General features: G+C 41.1%; 15 protein-coding genes and 1 pseudogene. 7 read left to right on the forward strand and 9 right to left on the reverse strand.

Annotated elements, in window-relative coordinates; all coding sequences use genetic code 11:
- Nucleotides 1–399: 399 nt before the first annotated feature.
- Nucleotides 400–1395: a LysR family transcriptional regulator gene (locus PN470_RS16955; RefSeq protein WP_002795108.1), complete on the forward strand. Its 996-nt coding sequence runs from the start codon at nt 400–402 to the stop codon at nt 1393–1395.
- 40 nt (nt 1396–1435) lie between these two features.
- Here PN470_RS16955 and PN470_RS16960 read toward each other — a convergent pair whose 3' ends face one another.
- Nucleotides 1436–2101 (reverse strand): ImmA/IrrE family metallo-endopeptidase, encoded by a 666-nt coding sequence (locus PN470_RS16960; RefSeq protein ID WP_271939449.1) that lies wholly within the window; start codon nt 2099–2101, stop codon nt 1436–1438.
- Nucleotides 2102–2106: 5 nt separating this feature from the next.
- Entirely contained in the window at nt 2107–2463 is a 357-nt protein-coding gene (locus PN470_RS16965) for a helix-turn-helix domain-containing protein (protein ID WP_002738811.1), read from the reverse strand.
- Nucleotides 2464–2638: 175 nt separating this feature from the next.
- Between PN470_RS16965 and PN470_RS16970 the strand changes: the two genes are divergently transcribed.
- The 3 genes and pseudogenes from PN470_RS16970 to PN470_RS16980 all read left to right on the forward strand — a co-directional run.
- Nucleotides 2639–3430: a PD-(D/E)XK nuclease family protein gene (locus PN470_RS16970; RefSeq protein WP_130756330.1), complete on the forward strand. Its 792-nt coding sequence runs from the start codon at nt 2639–2641 to the stop codon at nt 3428–3430.
- Between the two features lie 3 nt (nt 3431–3433).
- Nucleotides 3434–5677 (forward strand): Piwi domain-containing protein, encoded by a 2244-nt coding sequence (locus PN470_RS16975; RefSeq protein WP_272104844.1) that lies wholly within the window; start codon nt 3434–3436, stop codon nt 5675–5677.
- A gap of 70 nt (nt 5678–5747) precedes the next feature.
- Nucleotides 5748–6252: pseudogene (locus tag PN470_RS16980) on the forward strand (IS4 family transposase); the annotation flags it as partial.
- Between the two features lie 36 nt (nt 6253–6288).
- Here PN470_RS16980 and PN470_RS16985 read toward each other — a convergent pair.
- The 7 genes from PN470_RS16985 to PN470_RS17015 form a co-directional block, all read right to left on the reverse strand.
- Nucleotides 6289–7290, reverse strand: coding sequence for a hypothetical protein (locus tag PN470_RS16985; RefSeq protein ID WP_272104845.1), 1002 nt, complete (start codon nt 7288–7290; stop codon nt 6289–6291).
- A gap of 266 nt (nt 7291–7556) precedes the next feature.
- Entirely contained in the window at nt 7557–7739 is a 183-nt protein-coding gene (locus PN470_RS16990) for a hypothetical protein (RefSeq protein WP_002747805.1), read from the reverse strand.
- Nucleotides 7740–7901: 162 nt separating this feature from the next.
- The gene (locus PN470_RS16995) at nt 7902–10562 is read right to left on the reverse strand and encodes a hypothetical protein (RefSeq protein ID WP_271939441.1); all 2661 of its coding nucleotides are present in this window, start codon (nt 10560–10562) and stop codon (nt 7902–7904) included.
- A gap of 95 nt (nt 10563–10657) precedes the next feature.
- Nucleotides 10658–12700, reverse strand: coding sequence for a hypothetical protein (locus tag PN470_RS17000; RefSeq protein ID WP_272104846.1), 2043 nt, complete (start codon nt 12698–12700; stop codon nt 10658–10660).
- Nucleotides 12701–12916: 216 nt separating this feature from the next.
- Nucleotides 12917–14767: a hypothetical protein gene (locus tag PN470_RS17005; protein WP_271939436.1), complete on the reverse strand. Its 1851-nt coding sequence runs from the start codon at nt 14765–14767 to the stop codon at nt 12917–12919.
- A gap of 547 nt (nt 14768–15314) precedes the next feature.
- A complete protein-coding gene (locus PN470_RS17010) occupies nt 15315–15731 on the reverse strand; it encodes a DUF29 domain-containing protein (protein ID WP_002756089.1) in 417 nt (138 codons plus the stop codon).
- A 336-nt stretch (nt 15732–16067) separates the two neighbouring features.
- On the reverse strand, nt 16068–16853 hold the full coding sequence (locus tag PN470_RS17015) for a hypothetical protein (protein ID WP_002738520.1): 786 nt from the start codon (nt 16851–16853) through the stop codon (nt 16068–16070).
- Nucleotides 16854–17390: 537 nt separating this feature from the next.
- Here PN470_RS17015 and PN470_RS17020 point away from each other — a divergent pair.
- From PN470_RS17020 to PN470_RS17030, 3 genes are all read left to right on the forward strand, one after another.
- Nucleotides 17391–19766, forward strand: coding sequence for a glycogen debranching protein (locus PN470_RS17020; protein ID WP_272104847.1), 2376 nt, complete (start codon nt 17391–17393; stop codon nt 19764–19766).
- Between the two features lie 79 nt (nt 19767–19845).
- A complete protein-coding gene (locus PN470_RS17025; protein ID WP_272104848.1) occupies nt 19846–20496 on the forward strand; it encodes a TVP38/TMEM64 family protein in 651 nt (216 codons plus the stop codon).
- A 70-nt stretch (nt 20497–20566) separates the two neighbouring features.
- Nucleotides 20567–21574 carry a DnaJ C-terminal domain-containing protein gene (locus tag PN470_RS17030; RefSeq protein ID WP_130756323.1) on the forward strand — a complete coding sequence of 336 codons (1008 nt, stop codon included), beginning with the start codon at nt 20567–20569 and terminating at the stop codon, nt 21572–21574.
- The last annotated feature ends 120 nt before the right edge of the window (nt 21575–21694 follow it).

Consider the following 21694-nt stretch of genomic DNA (forward strand, 5'->3'; position numbering starts at 1 on the left):
GAATGTTACTCGCAGGTTTTGCAGCCAACGACTATTTAGACATTGAGAATAAATAAACTTTACAGATAAAACTCCTTCTACCCTTTTGAGAAAAGGTGAAACAGGATTAAGTGTAAAACTTATTTATGCTTACTGCCTAACGATTAAGTAGTATGTAAAAGTCAACCCGATAATTGCTGAGGCAGCCTTTTTCAGTTATCAGTTCACTGATAACTCGCATCTGATAACTGGTAACTGATTACTGATTCAGGGCTGAGGACTAAAATAAGCGATCATCGAACTAGCTGAAGTATTGATCCCCGTGGTGTGGTACTGTCAATTCAGTGTATTTATCTGCACTGACTTAAGATTTGTCGCTGTTGTCATCCCCTTCTCCTGTCGATGTTTTTGAGGCTTTCTATGACCGACATTCCTTTCACCCTAGACCAACTGAGAATTCTCAAAGCGATCGCTGCTGAGGGAAGCTTTAAACGGGCGGCAGATACCCTGTATGTATCCCAGCCGGCGGTCAGTCTTCAGGTACAAAACCTCGAAAAACAGCTAAATGTGCCGTTATTTGACCGAGGCGGTCGGAAAGCTCAATTAACAGAAGCGGGACACCTACTCTTAAACTACGGCGAAAAAATTATCACTCTCTGTCAAGAAACCTGTCGGGCGATCGAAGATCTACAAAATCTGCAAGGGGGAACCCTAATCATCGGTGCTTCCCAAACCACGGGGACTTATCTTCTTCCCCGCATGATCGGACTGTTTCGGCAAAAATACCCAGAAGTATCCGTACAGCTACAAGTTCATTCCACCCGTCGCACCTCTTGGGGTGTTTTTAACGGTCAAGTGGATTTAGCCATTATCGGGGGAGAAGTTCCCGCCGAATTACAAGAAACCCTGCGGATTATCCCCTACGCAGACGATGAACTGGCTTTAGTCCTGCCTATTTTTCATCCTCTGTCTAAGGTAGAAATGATTCAAAAAGAGGATTTATATCGACTAAAATTCATCACCCTCGATTCCCAATCGACGATTCGCAAAGTCATTGATAAGGTTTTAACTCGTTGCGAGATCGATACCAAACGCTTAAAAGTGGAGATGGAACTGAACTCGATCGAGGCGATTAAAAATGCCGTACAATCCGGTTTAGGGGCGGCTTTTGTCTCGGTGACAGCGATCGAAAAAGAACTACAAATAGGCGTGATCCACGCTACCAGAATTAAAGATGTGGAGGTACGTCGCACTTTGTCGGTAATTATTAACCCGAATCGTTATCGCTCAAAAGCGGCCGAAGCTTTTACCCTAGAAATACTACCCCAATTCTCCACCTATCCAGAATATCTGGCTGACGACCACAACTTTGAACCGATTCCTAACTCACAAACCGCCGAAATTATTAGTAAATAAGTCGATCGAGATGGGCAAAATCTTCCTCGGAACATTGAAGCTATTTCTTGGGAAAATTACTGCCGGGATAAATTACTTTTTTATCGACTTTGATCCAATGGAGACTTTCTAAACGACTTCTAAGATTAGTAATAGTTACTCCCAACTCGTCGGCGATCGCATACAGATGTCCCCATTTAGTCAAGTCACGGCCCTTGATGGCTTTCTCTAACTCACTCATCGCCATTAGTAAACAACTGGCAAAATATTGGGCTTGCCATTCAATTCTTTGGCTAGAATCAACTGTCCGACATAGAAAAGGTTGAATTGTCTCTAGGGAATCTCCCTGATTGATTCGATCCAAAAAGTTAGAGACGGCTGTTTGATTAATATGAAGGACAAAATGACCAATTTCATGGGCTAAACTCGAATTTTTAAAACCTTCTTTTGCTAGGGATGAATTTTGAGAATCTCTTAAGAATTTTACATCTTCATTGAGAATAATTTTCTTTTCTGTGGGAATAATCATCGCGGCGATTTCTCCCTCTTGATCTGGCGTTATGTCCGTCCATTCAATAGCCAAATCAAAATAATCAGCCACTGCTTCCGCAATATCGCAATTGTTTAAGGGACGACGACGATTAGCTTTTACTTTCTTGAGAATATTGTCTGCCTGAGCTTCAATCACTGTTTTGGGAATAAAACTATAGGGTTTAATAATATCCAAGATATTTACTCCTCTGGTTCTAATTTTGTCGCCTCAGAAATAATTTTTTGGGCAAAATTGGGATTGTCTTTCATGCGACGCAATAAAATTGGCATTTGCTGGTATTTTTGAACTAACTCTTTGAAGACTTTTTGATCATCTGAACTCAGTCGTCCTGCTAATTCTCCTAGAGTTTGAGCATTTAATTTTAAATGAGTCGCTAAGGACTCAATAACCTGCTGACTAGGAGGATAACCCGCATGATCATTTTCTAGCTTCGATAGATAGGTATAGTCCACCCCAATCAACTTAGCTAGTTCTCTCTGACTATATTCCTCCTCTCGACGAGCTTTGCGGATAACCTGTCCAAATGTTTCTGACACTGCTTTTCTCCCAACCGCTCAAAAAAATTATATCAAGGGTTGACTATTTCAGTCAACATAGGCTAAAGTTAGTTCATTGGCGTTGATTATTTTAGTCAATGTCATCCTAGCATTATCCTGACCGAGGGAAAAAATCTTGTCCTGCCAGTCCCCCAAAAAGCCTTGGTATCCTCCGATGAGCTATAGTCTTTGGCGATCACTAAAACCAGCGATTGGCTATGAGAATTGGCATTGTCAGACAAAACGGGGGTTTGAAAAAGCGCGAAACAAAGAACCAGAAGTCCAAAGATTATTATCAGAAGATAATCAACCGCAAAAAATTGGTAAGTTGGCACAAAGGGGAGTTTTTGAGTTTCATCAAGAGCCAGTGAGATTATCAGGTTCCCATGGGGTGGAACAAGTGGCAGAAATCCTGCAATTAAATCAAGAATCGCCAGAAATTCAAGCTAGGGTTTTAGTAATTTTAAACAATTACTATCAACAACCAATTTTATTGAATCAAGAGATTATTAATTTATCTAGAGGCGATGAAGGTTATCCAGAACCTATTGTTATCGAGCAAGGCAAATATCGGTTTAATTTGTCCGCTGCCTTTGATTGTATTTTCAGAGAAGCTGATGACACTATACATATTTTAGATTTGAAAACTGGTCAATCTAATTTTGATCGTCGTCAGGCTCATGTTTATTTACTGGCGGCTAGTTACCGTTATCCTCAGAAAAAAATTGTCGCTTCTTTTTACAATTTAGAAACCCAAACAAGCTCAGAAAAAATATCCCTGTCTTCTGAGGCAATAGAAGCAGTTAAAATCGAACTAGCTTCCCTGGCCAAAAAACATCAGCAACAACTACAAAAATATAAAGATCACCCCAAAGATTTTTATCATATTTTTCCGCCTCAAAGTGGCTATGTCTGTCGTTATTGTCCGTTTACATCGATTTGTGATTATGCAAATAAGGAGGTTTAGATCATGAATTACACAGAAACTAAAACAGCCAACTCTCCAATATTTTTGAGTGAAATTAGTTCCTTAACTCTCAAGAATAATTGTTTAAATTGTTTTAAGCTTAATCATCAAGTTACTAGAAAAATAGGTAATCGTTTTGGTTGGCAATTCAGTCGGAAGTTTCCTGCTGTGGTGGTTATTTTTGAAGATAATTGTTTTTGGGTATTAGCTAAAGATGAAAAATCTCTTCCCTCTCCACAACAGTGGAAAGAAGCTTTATCAGATATTCAAGAGGTTTTACGAGAAGATATTGGCGATCACTATTATTCTATTCATTGGCTAAAAGACTTTCAGATAACAGCTTTAGTTACAGCACAATTAGCAGTTAGAATTCTGAAAATATTTGGTAAATTTTCCTATCCAATAGTTTTTCCCAAAGATAGTCAGATAAGTGAAAACCAAGTACAGGTAAGGAGAGAAGTTAACTTTTGGGCAGAAATCATCAATGACACCGATCCAGCTATTTGTTTAACTCTTGAAAGTAGTATTGTCTATAGTGGAGATTTAGAACAGTTTTATGAAAATCATCCCTATAGACAAGATGCGGCTAAATTATTAGTAGGTTTAAAGGTTAAAACTATAGAAACTAATGGGACAGCTAAAATTATTAGAATAGCGGGTACAATTGGGGAAAAAAGAGAGGAACTATTAACAAGAGCTACGGGTTCAATTAGTCGAAGAAAATTAGAAGAAGCTCATCTGGGGCAGCCAGTGGTGGCGGTACAATTTGGCAAAAATACCAAGGAGTATATTTATCCATTGGCAGCTTTAAAACCCTGTATGACAGATAAAGATGAGAGTTTATTTCAAGTCAATTACGGAGAGTTATTAAAGGAAACAAAAATCTTCTATGCTGAACGACAAGAACGATTAAAATTGTATAAGCAGGAGGCACAAAAGACTTTAAATAACTTTGGGTTTCAGTTAAAAGAAAAAAGTATTAACAGCCAAGAATACCCCGCATTATTTTGGACTCCTCCCATTTCTCTTGAGCAAACTCCTATCTTATTTGGTAAGGGAGAAAGGGGAGAAAAAAGAAAAACTCTCAAAGGATTATCGGAGGGTGGTGTATATAAACGTCATCGAGAATATGAAGATCCTGCTCGTAAAATTCGTTTAGCTATTCTGAAACCAGCTAATTTGAAAGTGGGAGATTTTAGAGAACAATTAGAAAAGCGATTAGAACTTTATAAATTTGAGACCATTTTGCCAGCAGAGAATCAAATAAATTTCTCTGTTGAAGGTGTAGGATTTGAAAAAAGAGCTAGACTGGAAGAAGCAGTTGATCAATTAATTGGAGGAGAAATTCCTGTAGATATTGCTTTAGTATTTCTTCCTCAAGAGGATCGCAATGCTGATAATACTGAAGAAGGAAGTTTATATTCGTGGATTAAAAAAAAGTTTTTGGAGCGTGGAGTTATAACTCAAATGATTTATGAGAAAACTTTAAATGATAAGAGCAACTATAAGAATATTCTCAATCAAGTTGTCCCCGGAATCCTAGCCAAATTAGGAAATTTACCCTATGTCCTTGCTGAACCTCTAGAAATTGCCGATTATTTTATTGGTTTAGATGTGGGAAGGATGCCTAAAAAAAATCTTCCGGGGAGTCTCAATGTTTGTGCAAGTGTGCGACTATATGGAAAACAGGGAGAATTTGTTCGCTGTCGGGTAGAAGATAGTTTAACCGAGGGAGAAGAAATTCCTCAACGTATTCTGGAAAATTGTTTACCGCAAGCTGAACTAAAAAATCAGACAGTTCTCATTTACAGAGATGGTAAATTTCAAGGAAAGGAGATTGAGAATTTACTAGCAAGAGCTAGAGCGATTAATGCTAAATTTATTCTCGTAGAATGTTATAAAACTGGCATTCCTAGACTTTATAATTTTGAGCAAAAACAGATAAATGCTCCCTCCAAAGGATTAGCTTTAGCTTTATCAAAGCGGGAAGTTATCCTGATAACGTCCCAAGTTTCTGAACAAATAGGTGTTCCTCGTCCCTTGCGCTTAAAAGTTAATGAATTAGGAGAACAAGTAAATTTAAAACAGTTAGTTGACACCACCTTAAAATTAACTTTGCTTCACTATGGTTCTCTCAAAGAACCCCGTTTACCTATCCCTTTGTATGGAGCGGATGCTATTGCTTATCGACGCTTACAAGGAATTTGTCCTAGTTTATTAGAAGATGATTGTCAATTCTGGCTTTAGAGAGGAAAATTATGTAAATTCTCCTAAGTACAGGACAAAAAGCTGGAAAAGTAGGCGGGAGTAGGGTTTTATCAAAAATAGCACTAATCTTGAAACCCCTAGGAACCAATATAACGCATTGAAACAAGCTCTCAAGCCTCCTCAAGGGATGGCACGGAGCAAGACTCTCTTTCCGCGCTCTATTCTTACTGGCTCTGTTGAAAGTAAAAACCGTCAACCTCAAGGAATTAGCCCTAGGTTTTGAAGGTCGGGTATTGGTAGAGTCCCATTACAAACGATGACAACGCTTGTTTGGGGACTTCCAGAGAGATTACTCTCAAATAGCTCCCATTGTAGTCCAGTGGCTCCATATCTCTCAACCCTGGGTATTGAGTATTGACCGCACCAATTGGTCATTTGGTAGTCATCACTACAACATCCTCACAGTCGGCATTGTCCATGAAGGGGTAGCTATACCCATTCTCTGGTGGATGCTCAAGAAGAAAAAAGGCAACTCAAACAGCGATGAACGGATGCGAACGGTTACTTTCTTGATCTCCGCAATTATTTTGCCCACTGCTGTTATTGTATGTCTTGAATCCGCAAAAGTCCGTATAATTTAGCCAATAAAATTATTTTTCTTTTTCAATTAATCCAGATTCAGTTTTTTTAACTAAATCTGAGGCAAATCTTTCACTAAATCCCACTAAAAAAGCACAGGAAAAGATAAATAAATCCTGACGGGCTTTGTTTGTTATTAAACTAGAAGAATTTTGATCCTGGGTAATCATAAAATCAATTTTAATCAACGTATCTGAGCTAATTAAACTAAAGATAAAAATACCGAAAATTAGACCAATTAAGGGTCTAAACAAACCAATAAAAAAAGGAATGAGGGGGTCGTCATATTCTTGGTCTGTAAAGTCGATAATTCTGAGTAAAATACTGGCAACACTTCCCAACACTCCTGCTGTTGCCGCATAAACTAAAGCATAAATTATATGCCTATCAGGATTTATCGTATCACTCGATGATTTTAAATTTTCTGAATAACTACCAGAAGGAATGGGGGCTGGCGAGTTTGCTTGAGATAATGGTTTTGAAATAATTGCCTCCTTTTGAGAGGATTTCTGGTGTAAATTATCATCAAATCTGTAAATTTCTTGAGCAGAAAATTTGAGAGCAATAATAGATAAAAAAGTTGTCATAGATAAACCTAAAAATATTTTGAATGGGACTGATCTTACAGAATAGATAGAACTAAATCCATTTAAAATATGTCCCCATAAAAAATAGCGACTATTATTAATTTCCTTTTCTAGATTAATTCTGAATACTCGAATAGCATCAACCCCGACTTTATTGGTTTTTGCCATGAGCAATATATATTTAATTTCCTCTAATAACAAAATAAATTTAGTTGGATCATTGTTAAAAATAAACCAACCAATTTTCCAGCTATTACTTTTTTTATAAATCAAATAATTCAGATGATGAATCTGTTGAACTAAGTTAGCAATTTCTAGTTGTAATTCAGGAGAAATTATCGGCAAAACCTCTAATAAAACTTCCCGAATATCCGCATTTAAGGCGTTAATATCGTCATTTTTTTTGACTGGAGTGGAAGTTATCATATTTTTTGGGGACTTTTTAGATTGATTAATAGAATGAAAAGGGGCGTTGCTGAATCAAGGTATGAATGACAACTTTGCACCCATCCAAAAGTTAGTTTGGATCTAGGGTTTAAAAATCCCACAAGAGAAGATTCATATCTCAAATTAGCAACGCCTGAAAAGGCTATCTCTCCTCCGTATGCCTTCTGGCGACTAATTCAATTTTGTTGATACATTTTGATTATCTCAGATTTTGGATCATTTTTTCTGGGGAGTACTCTAACACTTTAAGAGGAGGAAACAGGAACAGACGAACTGTTTTCTTCGTGCTGTTGATTACGAGCAACGGCTGTATAGCCATTACCTGAGATCATCACATCACTACAGGCGATCGCTGTATTAACGAATAGCGAAAAACTGATGAGTACAGTAATAAAAAGATCGAGAATTTTGGTAATGTTCTTGCTCATTATGTTGTAGATGCCATTTTTAAAAAGATAAACTTAAAAAATAAACTTGGTTGCTATGAAGGCGATCGCATTTTCAATTAGGAGATAAATAAGAGCGATCGCCTGATCGAAAACAGTAAAGATTACGGCCTTGTTTAGGGAATTATTTGAGATTTTGGTAGCCTACAGAAATAAAAGCCACAAACAATCGAGGGCAACATCAGCACCGGCATCGAGGGCAACATCAGCACCAACATCAACGGCAGCATCAGCGTCCACAGCTAATCCGGCAGCATCGGCGTCAACATCGGCGGCATCGGCAGCAGCATCGGCAGCATCACCAGCATCACCGGCGTTTGTTGTTCCAGGGTCGGAGGGTTCAATCAGTTCTGGCGGTTTAGAGAAATTAATGGGAGTGCCAACATTAGTAAAAATCCCAGTCGCATAATCGGTTATATCCGCCACTTCAATTCCTTCTGAGGCTAATGCGGTTACTGCGGTTTCCTCTGAGGAGAAAATCTCCGAAATGACCTCAAATACCCATTCGGTAAAGGCTTCACCTACTTCCATTGCTTTATTTTGAAGATACATTCGGATAATTAATACAGTAACTTTCTTAATATCTCCGAGAATAACTTGCCAAGTTGTGGGAATAGTTGAATTAGCATAATAAAATTCTCCCATTTGTCCAGAGAAGGAATAAGTTCCTGCTTGAAAAAATGTTACCTTTTCGTTTAAGGTGAGAGTTCCATCAAAATAATTCCCGATGTAGCTACTGCTAGAAGTTGGGGCGGTTTGAGTTCCAAATTGAACAGTTCCGGATGTATTAATCGGCATAGAACCGGTCCAAGTTAGGGTATTTGTCGCCTGATTAAAATTACTTGTGGGAATAGTGGTGGTTGTATTATTATTACCAAAATTGAGAGAGACTTGAGGGGTATTACCGCTCATAGAAACGTCTAACTCTGGTCCCATAATCGGATTAGAGTTAGAACTAGAAGATGAAGGGGTTAAAACCGTCACCCCATAAGAACCAGTCCACTCATATAGATCCTGTGGTTGAGATAATTCTCCGGCAAAAGTTCCCGACTGAGTGAAGCTACCACTACTATTGAGATTGGTTTGTAATTTCCCGGTAAAAGTCGGTCCTGAGTAGCTATTTTGACTATTTGCCGTAGCTTGATCAAAGGTTAAAGTAGCAGCAGAATTATTACCACCGTTAGAAGTCCAAGTCAGTTGATTATAGACACCATTGTAAGACCAATTATTAATAACTACGCCATCGAGAAGAACCTGTAATGTGCCGGATGGATCACATTGAATGGTTAAAGATGGGGGTTGTGCCCAAGGAAAATAAGAAGTAACACCATAGAAACCTGTCCAATTTTTGAGGGGGAAACTAACAGGATTGCCAATTTCTCCATAATAGGTTAACGTTTGGGTTTCTCCTTGATAGGAAACGGTTATTGTACCTTGAAACCAAGGACCTGTATAGCCGGTGGGTTGGGTAGAACTCAGAGAAATCGGAGAAGTATAATAGAATTGAACTTGTCCGGCGGTGGTATTTCCTCCGGTCATTGGCCAACTTAAAACACCATTATTAAAGGTGTAGTTTTCTAGCGTGACACCACATAATTGAGGAATAGCTTGATTATTGGAATCAAGAACAATAGCCAGTACAGGGGCAGTATTTTGAGTAATATTTCCTTGGGGAACAACTTCAGTTAATCCATAAACTCCTAACCAGAAAAGCAGATCGGTATAGCCAAATTGGAGTAAGGCTTGATAAAGGGCTTGGGGAGTGGTATCATAGCCCTGTTGTTGAAACCAACTGGTTAAATTTTGGTTAGCGGTGTTAATAATTTCGGTGCTAGTTGCGCCGTTTTGTTGTTGGGTTTGAGCATTGGTGGCAAGGGTTTCTAATTCAGTGTTAAACTGTTGAGCAATGGATGAATTTTCTAAGAGAAATTGTAGAAAACTTTGGGCTGATTGATCCGTAGAAGTTTCGGCAATTTGCCCGGAAAATGTGCCAGATTGACTAAAGCCACCGCTTCCATTAGGATCGGTTTGTAAAGTCCCTGTAAAACTTAGACCAGAATAGGCATTAGGACTATTAGCAGTGACTACGGAAAAAGTTAGAGAAGCGGCGGATCCATTACCACCGGACGTTGTCCAAGTGAGTTGATTATTTGAGGCATCAAAAGACCAATTATTAATAACAATATTCTCAAAAATAACCTCTAATGAACCGGTATTATTGCCTTGAATTGTGAGAACGGGGGGTTGGCTCCATTCGGAGTAAGTTGTGGTTCCATAATAGCCGATCCAATTCCATAAAGGATCCGGATTTAAACTGATAAAAATATTGTTAGTTGTTGGACTATTCTCACCGCCGTTAAGGCTAACTGTATAGGCACTACAGGCAATCACATTATCAGTTGAACTATTAGTCGGTTCGGTAAATCCTGAAGGAGTGAGTAGATTAATATAGGGAGTAGAACCCCCCGACCAAAACCAAAAATCTATTGTTGTTCCGGCAATGGTTATTAAAGGAATACTGCCCTTTTGTATGGTTTGATTGCCAGATCCATTGGTTAAATAAAAGCTGGCTACATTATATAACCCCGGTGTAACGACTCCCGATTGTGCCCCTTGAATCCATTGATAATCTTTGCCAATGGCTTCTAGAACACCACTAAAGTCATAGGACATATTATAACCATTGTTACTGGGGAAATAATTGACGAGATAAAAGGTGTAAACAATTTCACCGGTATCTGGTGGTACTGGTGCATAACCATAAACTTGTTTAGGGGGATCATAACTATTTTTAAAAGTAACCATTTGACCTTTTTAGTGATTCAATTTCGTTAATTTTGCCAATGGGCGAAAAAACTTTCTTTCGCCCATCTATTGCGATTAGTGAAAGGGTTTAGCCCTTAGAAATCCTCCCCCCCGCCATAAAATGGAAGTTCTTTCAGATCACTGTCCCCATCGTCATCATCATCGTCATCACCGTCGCCATCACCGTCGCCATCACCACCACTGTCTTTCCCTGCTTGGTTAATCTGTTGAGTTGGAGGGGGACCAGCATTTGAGCTTCCCCCCCCTGTATTTGTAGGTTCTTCGAATTGTGTACCACTTCCACTCTGAGAAGTGTTAGGGGATTGCTCGTTGATTACGAGGGGCTTCGGTGAACCTTCTGTGGTAGTGCTAGTGGTAGTGGTAGTGTTAGTGGTTGTGTCAGTGGTAGGAGTAGTGGTTGTGTCAGTGGTAGGAGTAGTGTCGCCGCCCTCATCGTTTCCTGAACCTGATTCTGTTCCCCCTTGTTCGGATTCACCTCCACCTGAGCTACTTTTTTGTTCAATTTCCGGTTGTTCCTCAGCATTCAAACTATCCTCCCCAGAGGGAGCATTTTCCTCATTCATTGACTTTTTAGTGACTAAAGAACTGATTTTGCTATAAAGCCATTTAGCCGGTAGCTCTATGAAAAGAGTAAAAAGACCCTCAAAAACCTTCATACCCATTCCATTGAAAAATCCCATTACAATGCCCTGCTCAATTTGTTTCCATGTGATAAAAGGTTGTTTAGCAGGGGAAGTGGAGGAGGGAGGCGGCTCGCCAATTTGACCACTATAGGAGTAACCTCCGGCGTTCAAGCTACCGACTGAGGTAGATAAGGTTAAAGTTCCACTAAAATAATTACCGATATAACTACTACTGGACGTTGCGGCAGTTTGTTGGCCAAATTGAATCTGTCCAGATGTGTTAATTCCACTGGAACTTGTCCAACTTAAGGTATTGGTTGCTTGATCGAAAGAATCGATCGCCGATGGAGGAATCGTAGCGATCTGATTATTGCCAAAGTTGATCTGAACTTGGGGAGAATTGTTACTGAGGTAGAGATTTAATTCTGGACCCAAAACATCATCACTATCGTCATTACTAGAACTTGGAGAGAGAACCGTTACCCCATAACTTCCTACCCATTGGTTCAAAGATTTAGGAGTGGAAAGAATTCCATTGTAGGTGTAGGTTGTCCCCCCATCGGTATAAGTTCCGGTAAAACCGGGTCCGTTATAGGTTGATGAACCACTAGGTTGTACTTGAAGAAAAGTCAGATTTCCTGCCGTTGAATTATTAGTAGTGGTCCATGCTAATTGATTGAGAGCGCAGTTATAAGTCCAATTCTGAATCGTTTCTCCGCCTACGGTTACGGTAAATCCTCCAGAACCATCGGGTTGAAGAATCAAAGCTTGTCCTTGAGAGGATTGACTACTGCCGGAGGGGGTGAAAGTAGTCGTGCCGTAGTATCCTGTCCAAAAGCTGAGGGGAAAACTCACAGGTTGACCGAGTTCTCCGATATAGTTCCATTGAGTTCCATTGATGGTTATAGTACCTTGAAACCAAGTCCCCCCTCCGGAAACGCTCTCGACAGTGTAATTACCTCCTGAAAAATTGCTAGGAATGGGGTTAGGAAGGGGGGGGGAAATCGTAAAAGGAAGATAGTAGCAAAACGTGATGTTAACACCATAAGTATAACCATACTGAGAAACCGTAAAGCTCAGACTAGGATAAGGACTGGTATTCGTTCCGGGGGTAAAGGTAAAGTCAGAAGTAGGAATAATGGATCCACCCAAGATAGGGTAAGCATTCCCCGTATTAGAATCGATAGCGATGGTTAAAACCGGTCCGTTTTGGGTGTTGTTAGAATTGCTAGGATCGCTGAGTTGACTCAAACCATAGACTCCCTGCCAAAAACCTAACTCATTTTGAAGACCAAATAGGAGAGCTTGATAGACTTGTAGGGAAGTGGTTTGATAACCATTCTGTGTTAACCAAGTTGTTCCGGCTTGAGGATTGCCATTGCCATTTTTAATTGCCGTTACATACCCGTTTATTAGGCTAGGATTGTTAATCGCTGCTGCGAGAAAACTTTGTCCTTCGGTATAGGGATTGGTTGTCGGTTGATTAGCTGTCATTTGTGTACCTCGTGTTAGAAAAATTTACTAATTTGCCCTCTATCTTGGGGGCAGGGCTGTTAGATTCGAGTTGTTAACTCGCCTCGCAATAAATTGACGAGGCTAATAGAAAACATTCGCTGAATTGAACTATAAAATCCAAGTTTTAACCAAGAAGGAAACAGCCTTGGGGGGGATCTTGGGGGTTGAAAGGGTAGTCCTTTTCCTCGCAACAGATTATTTTCCCTCCTCACCTTCAATCTCATCACCACCATCATTAGAATCTTGATCACTAGATTGGTTTTTCGACTCAACCTGCTGGATTTTTTGATCAGATAAGGGTCCTTGCTGTGATTGTTGGGAGGATGATCCTTGTTTATTCACATCTACCTTTTGGCTGGTTTGTTGTTGGGTAATGGTAGGTCGACTAAGCATAGTTGATTGATCTATACCAGAATTTCCATCATCAAGATTTTGAGAAGCATTTGGAGCATTCCCAGAAATGTCTTGGGAGGAATTCCCGTCATTAAGATTTTGAGAAGCATTTAGGTCATTATCATCAAGATTATTAGGCTGAAACTGAGAGGGAGGCTGGGGGTTTTCCCCGAAAGAAACCAGCCTATTTAACCTTTTACCTAAGTTTTCTTGTAATTGTTGTTGATAGTGAGGACTTAATAGATGCCATTGCTCTGCTTTAGGTAAATCTAGCACTCTCTGAGGATATGAGGGAGGGTATTCTATCTTTTGTTCTAGATGATCTATATTTTGATTTTCAGCATCCTCACTCAAGATGAGAGATTGTAAAAGAGGTTCTTCTTGATTAAGATAACTAGGAAATTTAGCACTATCTTGAATCCCCTGTAAATCCGATTCTCCCTGATGGATATAAGCATCAGGATTCTGAAGATTGCTTACTGAATCTAAGTTTTTAAGTTCTGGTTTTTGCAGTTGGTTTTGTGCCTGTTGAAAAATACGGGTCTTTTCAACGTCCTTAAGTGTCATTCGTGGGTTGTCAAAAACATTTGGATACCTTTCGGCTGGTTGTTCTTCTAACTGTCTTTGTTCATTCTGAACTTCTTGCCTAATCCCCTGCTCTAGAGATTCAATTTCTGCATCGGATTCTTCTTCTTCTTCTTCGTGGATAATTTGTTGTTGGCGCTGTCTTGGTTGATTCTCAACCCTTACCCTAATCCCCTGCTCTAGAGGGTCAATTTCTTCCTGTGAGTCGTTTTGAAAGTCGTTGTTAATCTCCTGCCGCGCTTGCTCACGCTCCTGTTGGCATTGTTGTATAGACTGGTAAGCCCATCGCGCCAGCTTGTAACCCCCATAGATCAAGCCAACGGCAACAACTAAACCACCTATCCCGACTCCAACCCATGCCGCAGGATGAGCGTTGAGCCATGCTATTGTCTGTTTCAGCCAGCTTTCTGATTGCTGTTGATGCGGGTCTTCTCCGGATAAGCTGACAGTGGGTAAAGCCTCCGCATTCGCTGAACCGAGCGCCCCGAAGAAACTCTCTTGAGGAGCATTTGCACCAGTTTGTAAAGTGCCTTGAAACCAGTTTCCTGTATATCCTGTGGGGGGATTAGGGTCTGTATTCACTTCGGGAGTATAGTAAAAGGTAATCTCTCCGGCGGTGCTATTACTCTCCAAGCCCCAAGATAGGATAGGATTAAGACTCCCATCGGATTCCACGCTCTTAAAGGTATAGTTCACTAGAGCTACCCCGTTTAGATAGGGGGTGATATTCCCGTTAATATCCGGCAAAATGCAGAGGACGGGGGCATCAGTGCTGATAGTTCCGGTTTGCTGATAACTCTGTCCATAAATCCCTAGCCAATAGCCTAGAGTGGTATTTTGCACGGCGACTAAAGCGCCATAGATTAAGGCTGGAGTGGTATCATAACCTTGCCCCTGTAACCAATCGGTGAGCCTAGTGGGGGCGTTGTCTTGTCCGTTAGCTTGTTGGGCTATATTGAGATAGCCTTGGGCAAGATTGTTATTAATGAGGAGTTCTTGTAAAAATTGGTTAGCGGCATCCCATTGAGCTTGGGTGGGAAGGTTTGGGGTTGAGGTAGTGCTAGTCATGTTTATTATCTCAATTGTACAAAAGTGAACTGAAAAACTTTAAATCCTGTAGATTACTCTGTTGGGTAGTTATTTTTAGGCAGCAGCAAATTCCCACAAAGCTTAAGCTTTTTCTCCTGTTGCCTGGGATAACTCCAATAGTGGATAATAACAACATACATACACAATCCCCCCCTGTCAAGTGCTATCCCTTATAGGGATCTTTCTTAACAATTTTGTCAGTAAGAACTCCAACCCTTATCCTGATTTGATTGCAGTTTTTTCTTTGTCATTAAGGGTGTCAACAAGGAATATTACAGATTGTTAAACGAGTCTTTAAAGTCCTGGGCTACAAAGGTTTGAAATGTTAAGAAAGATGTGACTAATGGACAGAAGTGGCCGAGACCAAAAATCAACTACCAAATCCGCTTGATAAAATCTAGTTTCGTAAGGGGGTGAGGAGTGAAGAGTGAGGAGTTATACCCCCACATTCTTCACTCTTAACTATTAACTTCTAACTCCTAACAATACCCTCTTTTTAAAGCCAGATTTGCTATAAGCTAGGTAGTTAAGGAAGTAAATCCTCAAGGTTGTAGGGACAAGTAGTTGGCAGATTTAGGTCATATTTAGCTAGGACAATTTCCACAGCATCCTGATAGATTTCAGAAAAATCTTTTTGGAGTTTGGGTTTCATTGAAGGACTTAACCGTCGTTTAATATTCTTCCTAAAAGCTACCATTTCTGAGCGCCAGTGGCGATCACACTCAGGTCGGTTAGCATAGTCTATTTTTAAACGATGTTCAATCTCTCTCATCAACAGACTAGCAACCGCACTGTAATCACTGCGTCCCAAGGCTTCGATCTCCTCAATGATGTTTTCCCAGTCCAATTCCTGGAAATTTTGCTCTCTTAAAGCTTGAGCTTGTTCGATTGTCCATTGATAGAAATCTGTCTCGTAAATCCGATCATTTGTTATCTGACTCATGGATTAAATAAACCCCAATAATCATTCTTTAATTGTTGCCAAAATCTCAACCCTTTTCCCCGTCCCCTTTTTCAAGCATCAGTTTAACATACTAGGTTCGGTAGAGCTATTTTGGTTCTTCGTTACTTGGTCTGGTTTGATCGGGTGACATAAATCGACTAAATCCTTTAAATCCTTATCTAGCAAGAGTTCTATTGATTAGTTTGTTCTAGAGCAAAAACAATTGATAAAAATCGCAGCAATGTCTTTCTCTATAAGGATTTCATCTCTTATAACCCCGTCCATTGCATAGCACAAACCGAAGAGCCAAAATTAGCACCAGAAAGGTATTTATAGTTAAACAGGAAAAACTTTGATCGCTTTTTCGTAGTAAGCTTGACGATCAGCTAGTCCGTTAAGACCACCATTGACTCGTCGGGTGATTTCTTCCACTGTTGCACCGCGATCACAAAGAGCATTCATGTTATTGTTATGCCACCAAAAACCGCCACTGGTAAAAGGATAGGTGGTACTAACATAGTCAACTCCATCCATCACTTTCGGATCATGAATATAATTCGCAAAAGCTTGATAGTTACTGCGTCCCGTTAGTTGAATAACGCCTGCTCCCTTATATTTGGGACCATCTCCCGGATAAATATTTCCCAGGTCTTTCCGACCGTTATACTCCTCACCGCTACCGAGTTCTTTCATCCATTTCAAGCCACCACTTTCATGGGCAGTTTGGCTTAAAAAATGACACATTCGCGGGTGAGTGTTAATTTCAAAGCGATTTAAGCAAGAATTGAGATCTGCTAATTGTCCATCGCTAATGACATTACCATAGATAGATTCGGCTTGAGCTTTGGAGATTAAATTATTACCCCCTGGTAATTCTTTAAGTTCTAGTAAAAATTTCGCCGAAGATGCTCCCAAGGTATCCAATTCGCCTTCTTTGATTTTTTGTTTGAATTGTTCAAAGGCTTGTTTTGTTTGGGGTCCATAAATGCCATCAACACCATGAGCAGGAAGTAATCCGAAAACTTGCAAACGGGTCTGAACTTCTCGGCAAAGTTCCGAGTCTCCAGCTAAGGAATCAATGGGTTTAACGAGGTTTTGTTGAATGATGTCTTCTAATTTCATGGTATTTATTTCCCGGTTCAGATTTTCCGATGGTGATCGCTGAGTTAATCAAGACTAAAAAACTAAGATAGTTGAGCATCCATTGTATCTAAATCCTGATCAGATAGGGTTAGAGTATCAGATAAATTGTTAGTCAGTGACCCCTCAATATTGGGGAACAATGTCTAAACTATTCTATAATTGGCTGGAAAGATTGAGTCCTGGCTCTGTCGTTTCATAGTAATTAGCCAAGTCTTGATCGCCAAGGGTTGCACCGGCAGAAAATTGCGTATAAACCTTGACTTGTTTGCCTTTTGGATTCCAGCTTGTCTGATTCTCATAATTAGATAGAGGATTGTCGGGAGGAGCAACTTTATGAGATGCTTAAGTTCTGCAGCTAAAAGTTATGCCTATGTCAGCCCCCCCCATCCTCAACCATTTGAGTAACTAAGTCAATGGATTAAGCCCAGAAACGTTGAATTTCGTCATAAAAATTTACATTCAAGAGCATACTAAATCTATACTTTAGACAGTCATAATCTGAGATTTATTAAACTTATGAAATCGGAGAGTGAGATCGGTCAAAATCATCCCCAATCTGGTAATTATGCCCCCCTAGATAGCCATCTTTGGGCCGATGCCACCTATCCCCTCGGAGCGCATTATCGGGGCGATAGCGTCACCTTTGCCGTCTATTCTAAAAATGCCAGTCAGATTCTTCTGGAAATCTACGATCGCCCGACGGGAGAAAACGCTAAGTATGATTACTGGTTGACAAAAAACCCCAATGATGATATATGGCGGGCAAAAATCGCCGGTATTGGCCACGGCAGTTACTATGCTTTTCGCTGTTGGGGTTCCAATTGGCAATTTGATCAAAAATGGCAAAGAGGTCACAGTAACGCCGGTTTTCAGGCAGATGTGGACGATTTCGGCCATCGTTTTAACCCCAATAAAGTCCTCTTCGATCCCTACGCGCGAGAACTTTCCCACGACCTTGAAACCCCGGCCATGATCGCGGCCGGAGAAAATGCTGGAATCTATGCCACGGGAGAAGGGGACTACAAAGGAGTGATCCGGCGGCAATACGATACGGGTAAATGGTCGCCCAAAGGCATTGTGATCGCGCCGGATGGGACTTCTACCGGTACTCGTCCCCGTCTGGGGTCCGAAAAAGCGATCATTTACGAGGCCCATGTGCGCGGTTTAAGTCATCACCCCTCCGCTAGTCGTTTGGAAGATATTCTCAAGGGAATTACGGGTTTTGAGGAAGTGGCCAACGTTCCCGACCAGTACAGAGGAACTTATGCGGGGGCCGGCTATATGGCCAAATATCTGAAAGCGCTGGGATTTACCACGATCGAACTCTTACCGGTCCAAGAAACCGCTAACGATAATAACCCCGACGATCGCCCCGGCGGTAACTATTGGGGTTACATGACCTTTGGTTATTTCGCTCCCGATCGCCGTTATGCTTATGATCGCTCCCCCGGGGGACCCACCAGAGAGTTTAAGGCCATGGTCAAAGCTTTCCACGACCAAGGTATGGAAGTTTATCTCGATGTGGTCTATAATCACACCGGAGAAGGGGGCAATTGGGGCAGCAACGATGTCACCGGATTTGTTAGTTTTGGTGGTTTTGATGTGGTGGAATACTATCAACTCACCGACGAACATTATCTAGTCGATAGGGCCACTGGCTGCGGAAATCAATTAAACTTTTCCCATATTGTCACCTGTAATCTGGTTCTTGATTCCCTCACCTATTGGTTAGAAACCATGGGAGTTGATGGTTTTCGTTTTGATCTGGCCCCCGTCCTCGGTCGAACTCCTTCTAGTCATGAACGAGAAGATTGGGGCAAGCAAAAACAATTCTTTCCTAAACATCCTTTGCTAGAAAAGATCGAGCAATTAGGCAAGAAATACGATGCCGAAATGATCGCCGAAGCTTGGGATATCTGGGGTTACGAAGTAGGTAATTTCCCAACGGGTTGGGGCGAGTGGAATGGCCGTTATCGCGATGCAATCCGGCGTTTTTGCAAGGGAGATGGTAATACTTTTAAATTCATCGAACAGGTGAACGGAGATTATCACAATTTTCATGACCAAGGCGGACCACACAAATCGATCAGTTTTATTGTTGCCCACGATGGTTTTACCCTGATGGATTTGGTCAGTTATAACAATAAAAATAACCTCAATCCCTGGCCTTTTGGTCCTTCCGATGGCGGCAATAATAATAACGATTCTTGGGATTCTGGGGGTGATCAGGCCTTACGTCGCCAAAGATTACGCAACTTTTGGACGATTCAATTTTTATCTCGCGGTGTTCCCATGACTGTCTGGGGTGATGAATTTGGCCGCACTCAAAATGGTAATAATAATCCCTACAATATTGATAGTCTGGCCACTTGGAATAATTATGATATGATTGCCACCCGTTCACCCCATCTACTGCCCACCGGTTATCGGGAAGCTTATCACAATAATTTTGGCAGGGGAACTAATCAAGAAGAACGCAATCCTTTATTTATTTTTGCCGCTTATATTGCTCACTTAAGAAACAATCATATAGCACTCAAACAGCGCCGCTATGGCGATATGGTTCTCAATGCGGGCAATAGTGTCACCTATTTATTTAAAAAACCCGATGGGGTTAGCGATTTAACTGCCCATGCTCGCTCTATTTGGTTTTTAATTGATGGTAGTGCCGTCGGTGATCACGATTTTTTGGTGTTAATTAATATGTATCATCTGCCGGTGGATTTTCGTCTTCCCTCCCCAGGCAATAATTATCGTTGGGTAAGACTTATTGACACGGCAGCTTGGGCAGAAACCAATTATAATTGTTGGTCTGTGGAGCAAGGAGCAGTAATTGCCGATAACTACAAAGTCAATGGTTTTTCGATCGTGGTTCTCGAGGAGATTAACTGAATTTTTGGCAATAGGGAAATATAAACCCCTATTGCATCTTATGTTTTATAACCCGCACTTAGCCCAAAATTGCCGTTAAATGTCTAAAACTAAAAGTAGTGTTATTATCCTAACCATAATTTGTATTATCGCCACAGCGATGGGAGTTTATCTAATCGGTGGTATCGACTCCCAACAATTACAGATATGGTTAAAACAAATGGGAATTATGGCCCCCATTTTGTATATTATTGTCTATACGATCGGGACAATTTTAATCCTACCTTCTACCCCCTTAAACCTCAGTGGTGGCGCGATCTTTGGGGTAGTTATGGGAACAGTTTGGACAATGATCGCCGCTTTGGTGGCCGCTATAGTTGCCTTTGCTTTTACCCGTACTATTGGCCGGGAATATACCGCCAAAAAATTTCAGGGAAAATGGCAAGCGATCGATGCAGAAATGCAGCAAGGCGGCCTATTTTATATGTTTGCTATCCGTCTATTACCGATTATTCCCTACGGTATCGTTAACTTTGTTGCGGGATTAACTTCTATCCGTTTTCGCGATTATTTCATCGGTACTTTATTAGGCACTGTCCCCGGAATTTTACCCTTTGTCATGATGGGTGCGGGTTTAAAATCTTTGGGAAAAGGCGATATATTGCCCCTGATGGTGGCTTTTACCCTTATTGCTCTGTTAGTAGGTGTGGGAACTTGGTATCGTCGTCGTCGGCAATTTCCCTTTCAGTGATCAACGATAAAATTAAGTTAGATTAGGAATATCCCGACTGAATCCCCATTGCTAAGGAGATAGCGTATCGATGCCTGCCGCAGATTATAAAGATTATTATGCCGTTCTGGGAGTAGGTAAAACTGCCAGCGCTGAAGAAATTAAAAAAGCTTTTCGCAAATTAGCTGTCAAATATCACCCCGATCGCAATCCTAACAATAAAAGCGCCGAAGAACGTTTTAAAGAAATTAGCGAAGCTTACGAAGTCCTCTCCGATAGCGAAAAACGCCAAAAATACGATCAATTTGGACAATATTGGCAACAGGCCGAGCGATCGAATTGGCCAGGTGGTAATGGGGGGGTTGACTTTGGTTCCGACGGTTTTGACTTTAGCCAGTACAGCACCTTTGATGATTTTATCAATGAACTGCTCGGTCGCATGGGGCGCTCCGGCGGTACTCGCCCCAGTTCCCATTCCTACGGGACTCCGGGGAGAGGATTTGGCGATTTTAGCAATTTTAACGACTTTGCCGGCGCTCGTACTCCACCGCAATCCGTCACTTCTGGTGTCTCCACCGCTAAACTGCGTCTGAGTTTTGGGGAAGCTTTACGAGGAGTACAAAAACGGGTTAATTTAGCCGGAGAAATGATCGATATCAAAATCCCCCCAGGAACTAAAACCGGTAATCGTCTCCGGGTACGGGGTAAAGGACTAATCGATCCCTTGAGTAAACAACGGGGAGATCTATTTCTCGATGTGGAATTAGAACCCCATCCTTTCTTTACTTTTGAAGGCGATAATTTAACCTGTGAAGTGCCGATTACTCCCGATGAGGCAGTTTTAGGCACAGCGATCGAAGTTCCTACCCCCGATGGCCTGGTGACGGTAAAAGTTCCCGCCGGTATTCGTTCCAGTCAATCCCTGCGCTTACGCGGCAAAGGTTGGATCGATAATAAAGGACAACGCGGCGATCAATTAGTCAAAATTGTCATCGATACTCCCAAAGAATTAACGGCGATCGAACGGGAATTATACGAGAAAATTAAATCTCAGCGTACCACCGATCCCCGTCGTCATCTCAGACAGGTGCAAATTTAAGTCCCTAGCTAGGGTTTGCCAAAACAGTTTTTCTTGGTCCTGATTACTGTCTCTGGGGTTTATAAGTGGTTAGGTGTTAATTCGTCAGTTCCCCCCCTTATCAAGGGGGGATTAAGGGGG

This window comes from Microcystis sp. CS-574 (genome assembly GCF_028329095.1).
Classification (GTDB): Bacteria; Cyanobacteriota; Cyanobacteriia; order Cyanobacteriales; family Microcystaceae; genus Microcystis; species Microcystis ichthyoblabe_A.

Coding starts and splice junctions, on each gene's coding strand:
- PN470_RS16955 (WP_002795108.1), top strand. CDS start 400: ATGACCGACATTCCTTTCACCCTAGACCAACTGAGAATTCTCAAAGCG.
- PN470_RS16970 (WP_130756330.1), top strand. CDS start 2,639: ATGAGCTATAGTCTTTGGCGATCACTAAAACCAGCGATTGGCTATGAG.
- PN470_RS16975 (WP_272104844.1), top strand. CDS start 3,434: ATGAATTACACAGAAACTAAAACAGCCAACTCTCCAATATTTTTGAGT.
- PN470_RS16985 (WP_272104845.1), bottom strand. CDS start 7,290: ATGATAACTTCCACTCCAGTCAAAAAAAATGACGATATTAACGCCTTA.
- PN470_RS16990 (WP_002747805.1), bottom strand. CDS start 7,739: ATGAGCAAGAACATTACCAAAATTCTCGATCTTTTTATTACTGTACTC.
- PN470_RS16995 (WP_271939441.1), bottom strand. CDS start 10,562: ATGGTTACTTTTAAAAATAGTTATGATCCCCCTAAACAAGTTTATGGT.
- PN470_RS17000 (WP_272104846.1), bottom strand. CDS start 12,700: ATGACAGCTAATCAACCGACAACCAATCCCTATACCGAAGGACAAAGT.
- PN470_RS17005 (WP_271939436.1), bottom strand. CDS start 14,767: ATGACTAGCACTACCTCAACCCCAAACCTTCCCACCCAAGCTCAATGG.
- PN470_RS17010 (WP_002756089.1), bottom strand. CDS start 15,731: ATGAGTCAGATAACAAATGATCGGATTTACGAGACAGATTTCTATCAA.
- PN470_RS17015 (WP_002738520.1), bottom strand. CDS start 16,853: ATGAAATTAGAAGACATCATTCAACAAAACCTCGTTAAACCCATTGAT.
- PN470_RS17020 (WP_272104847.1), top strand. CDS start 17,391: ATGAAATCGGAGAGTGAGATCGGTCAAAATCATCCCCAATCTGGTAAT.
- PN470_RS17025 (WP_272104848.1), top strand. CDS start 19,846: ATGTCTAAAACTAAAAGTAGTGTTATTATCCTAACCATAATTTGTATT.
- PN470_RS17030 (WP_130756323.1), top strand. CDS start 20,567: ATGCCTGCCGCAGATTATAAAGATTATTATGCCGTTCTGGGAGTAGGT.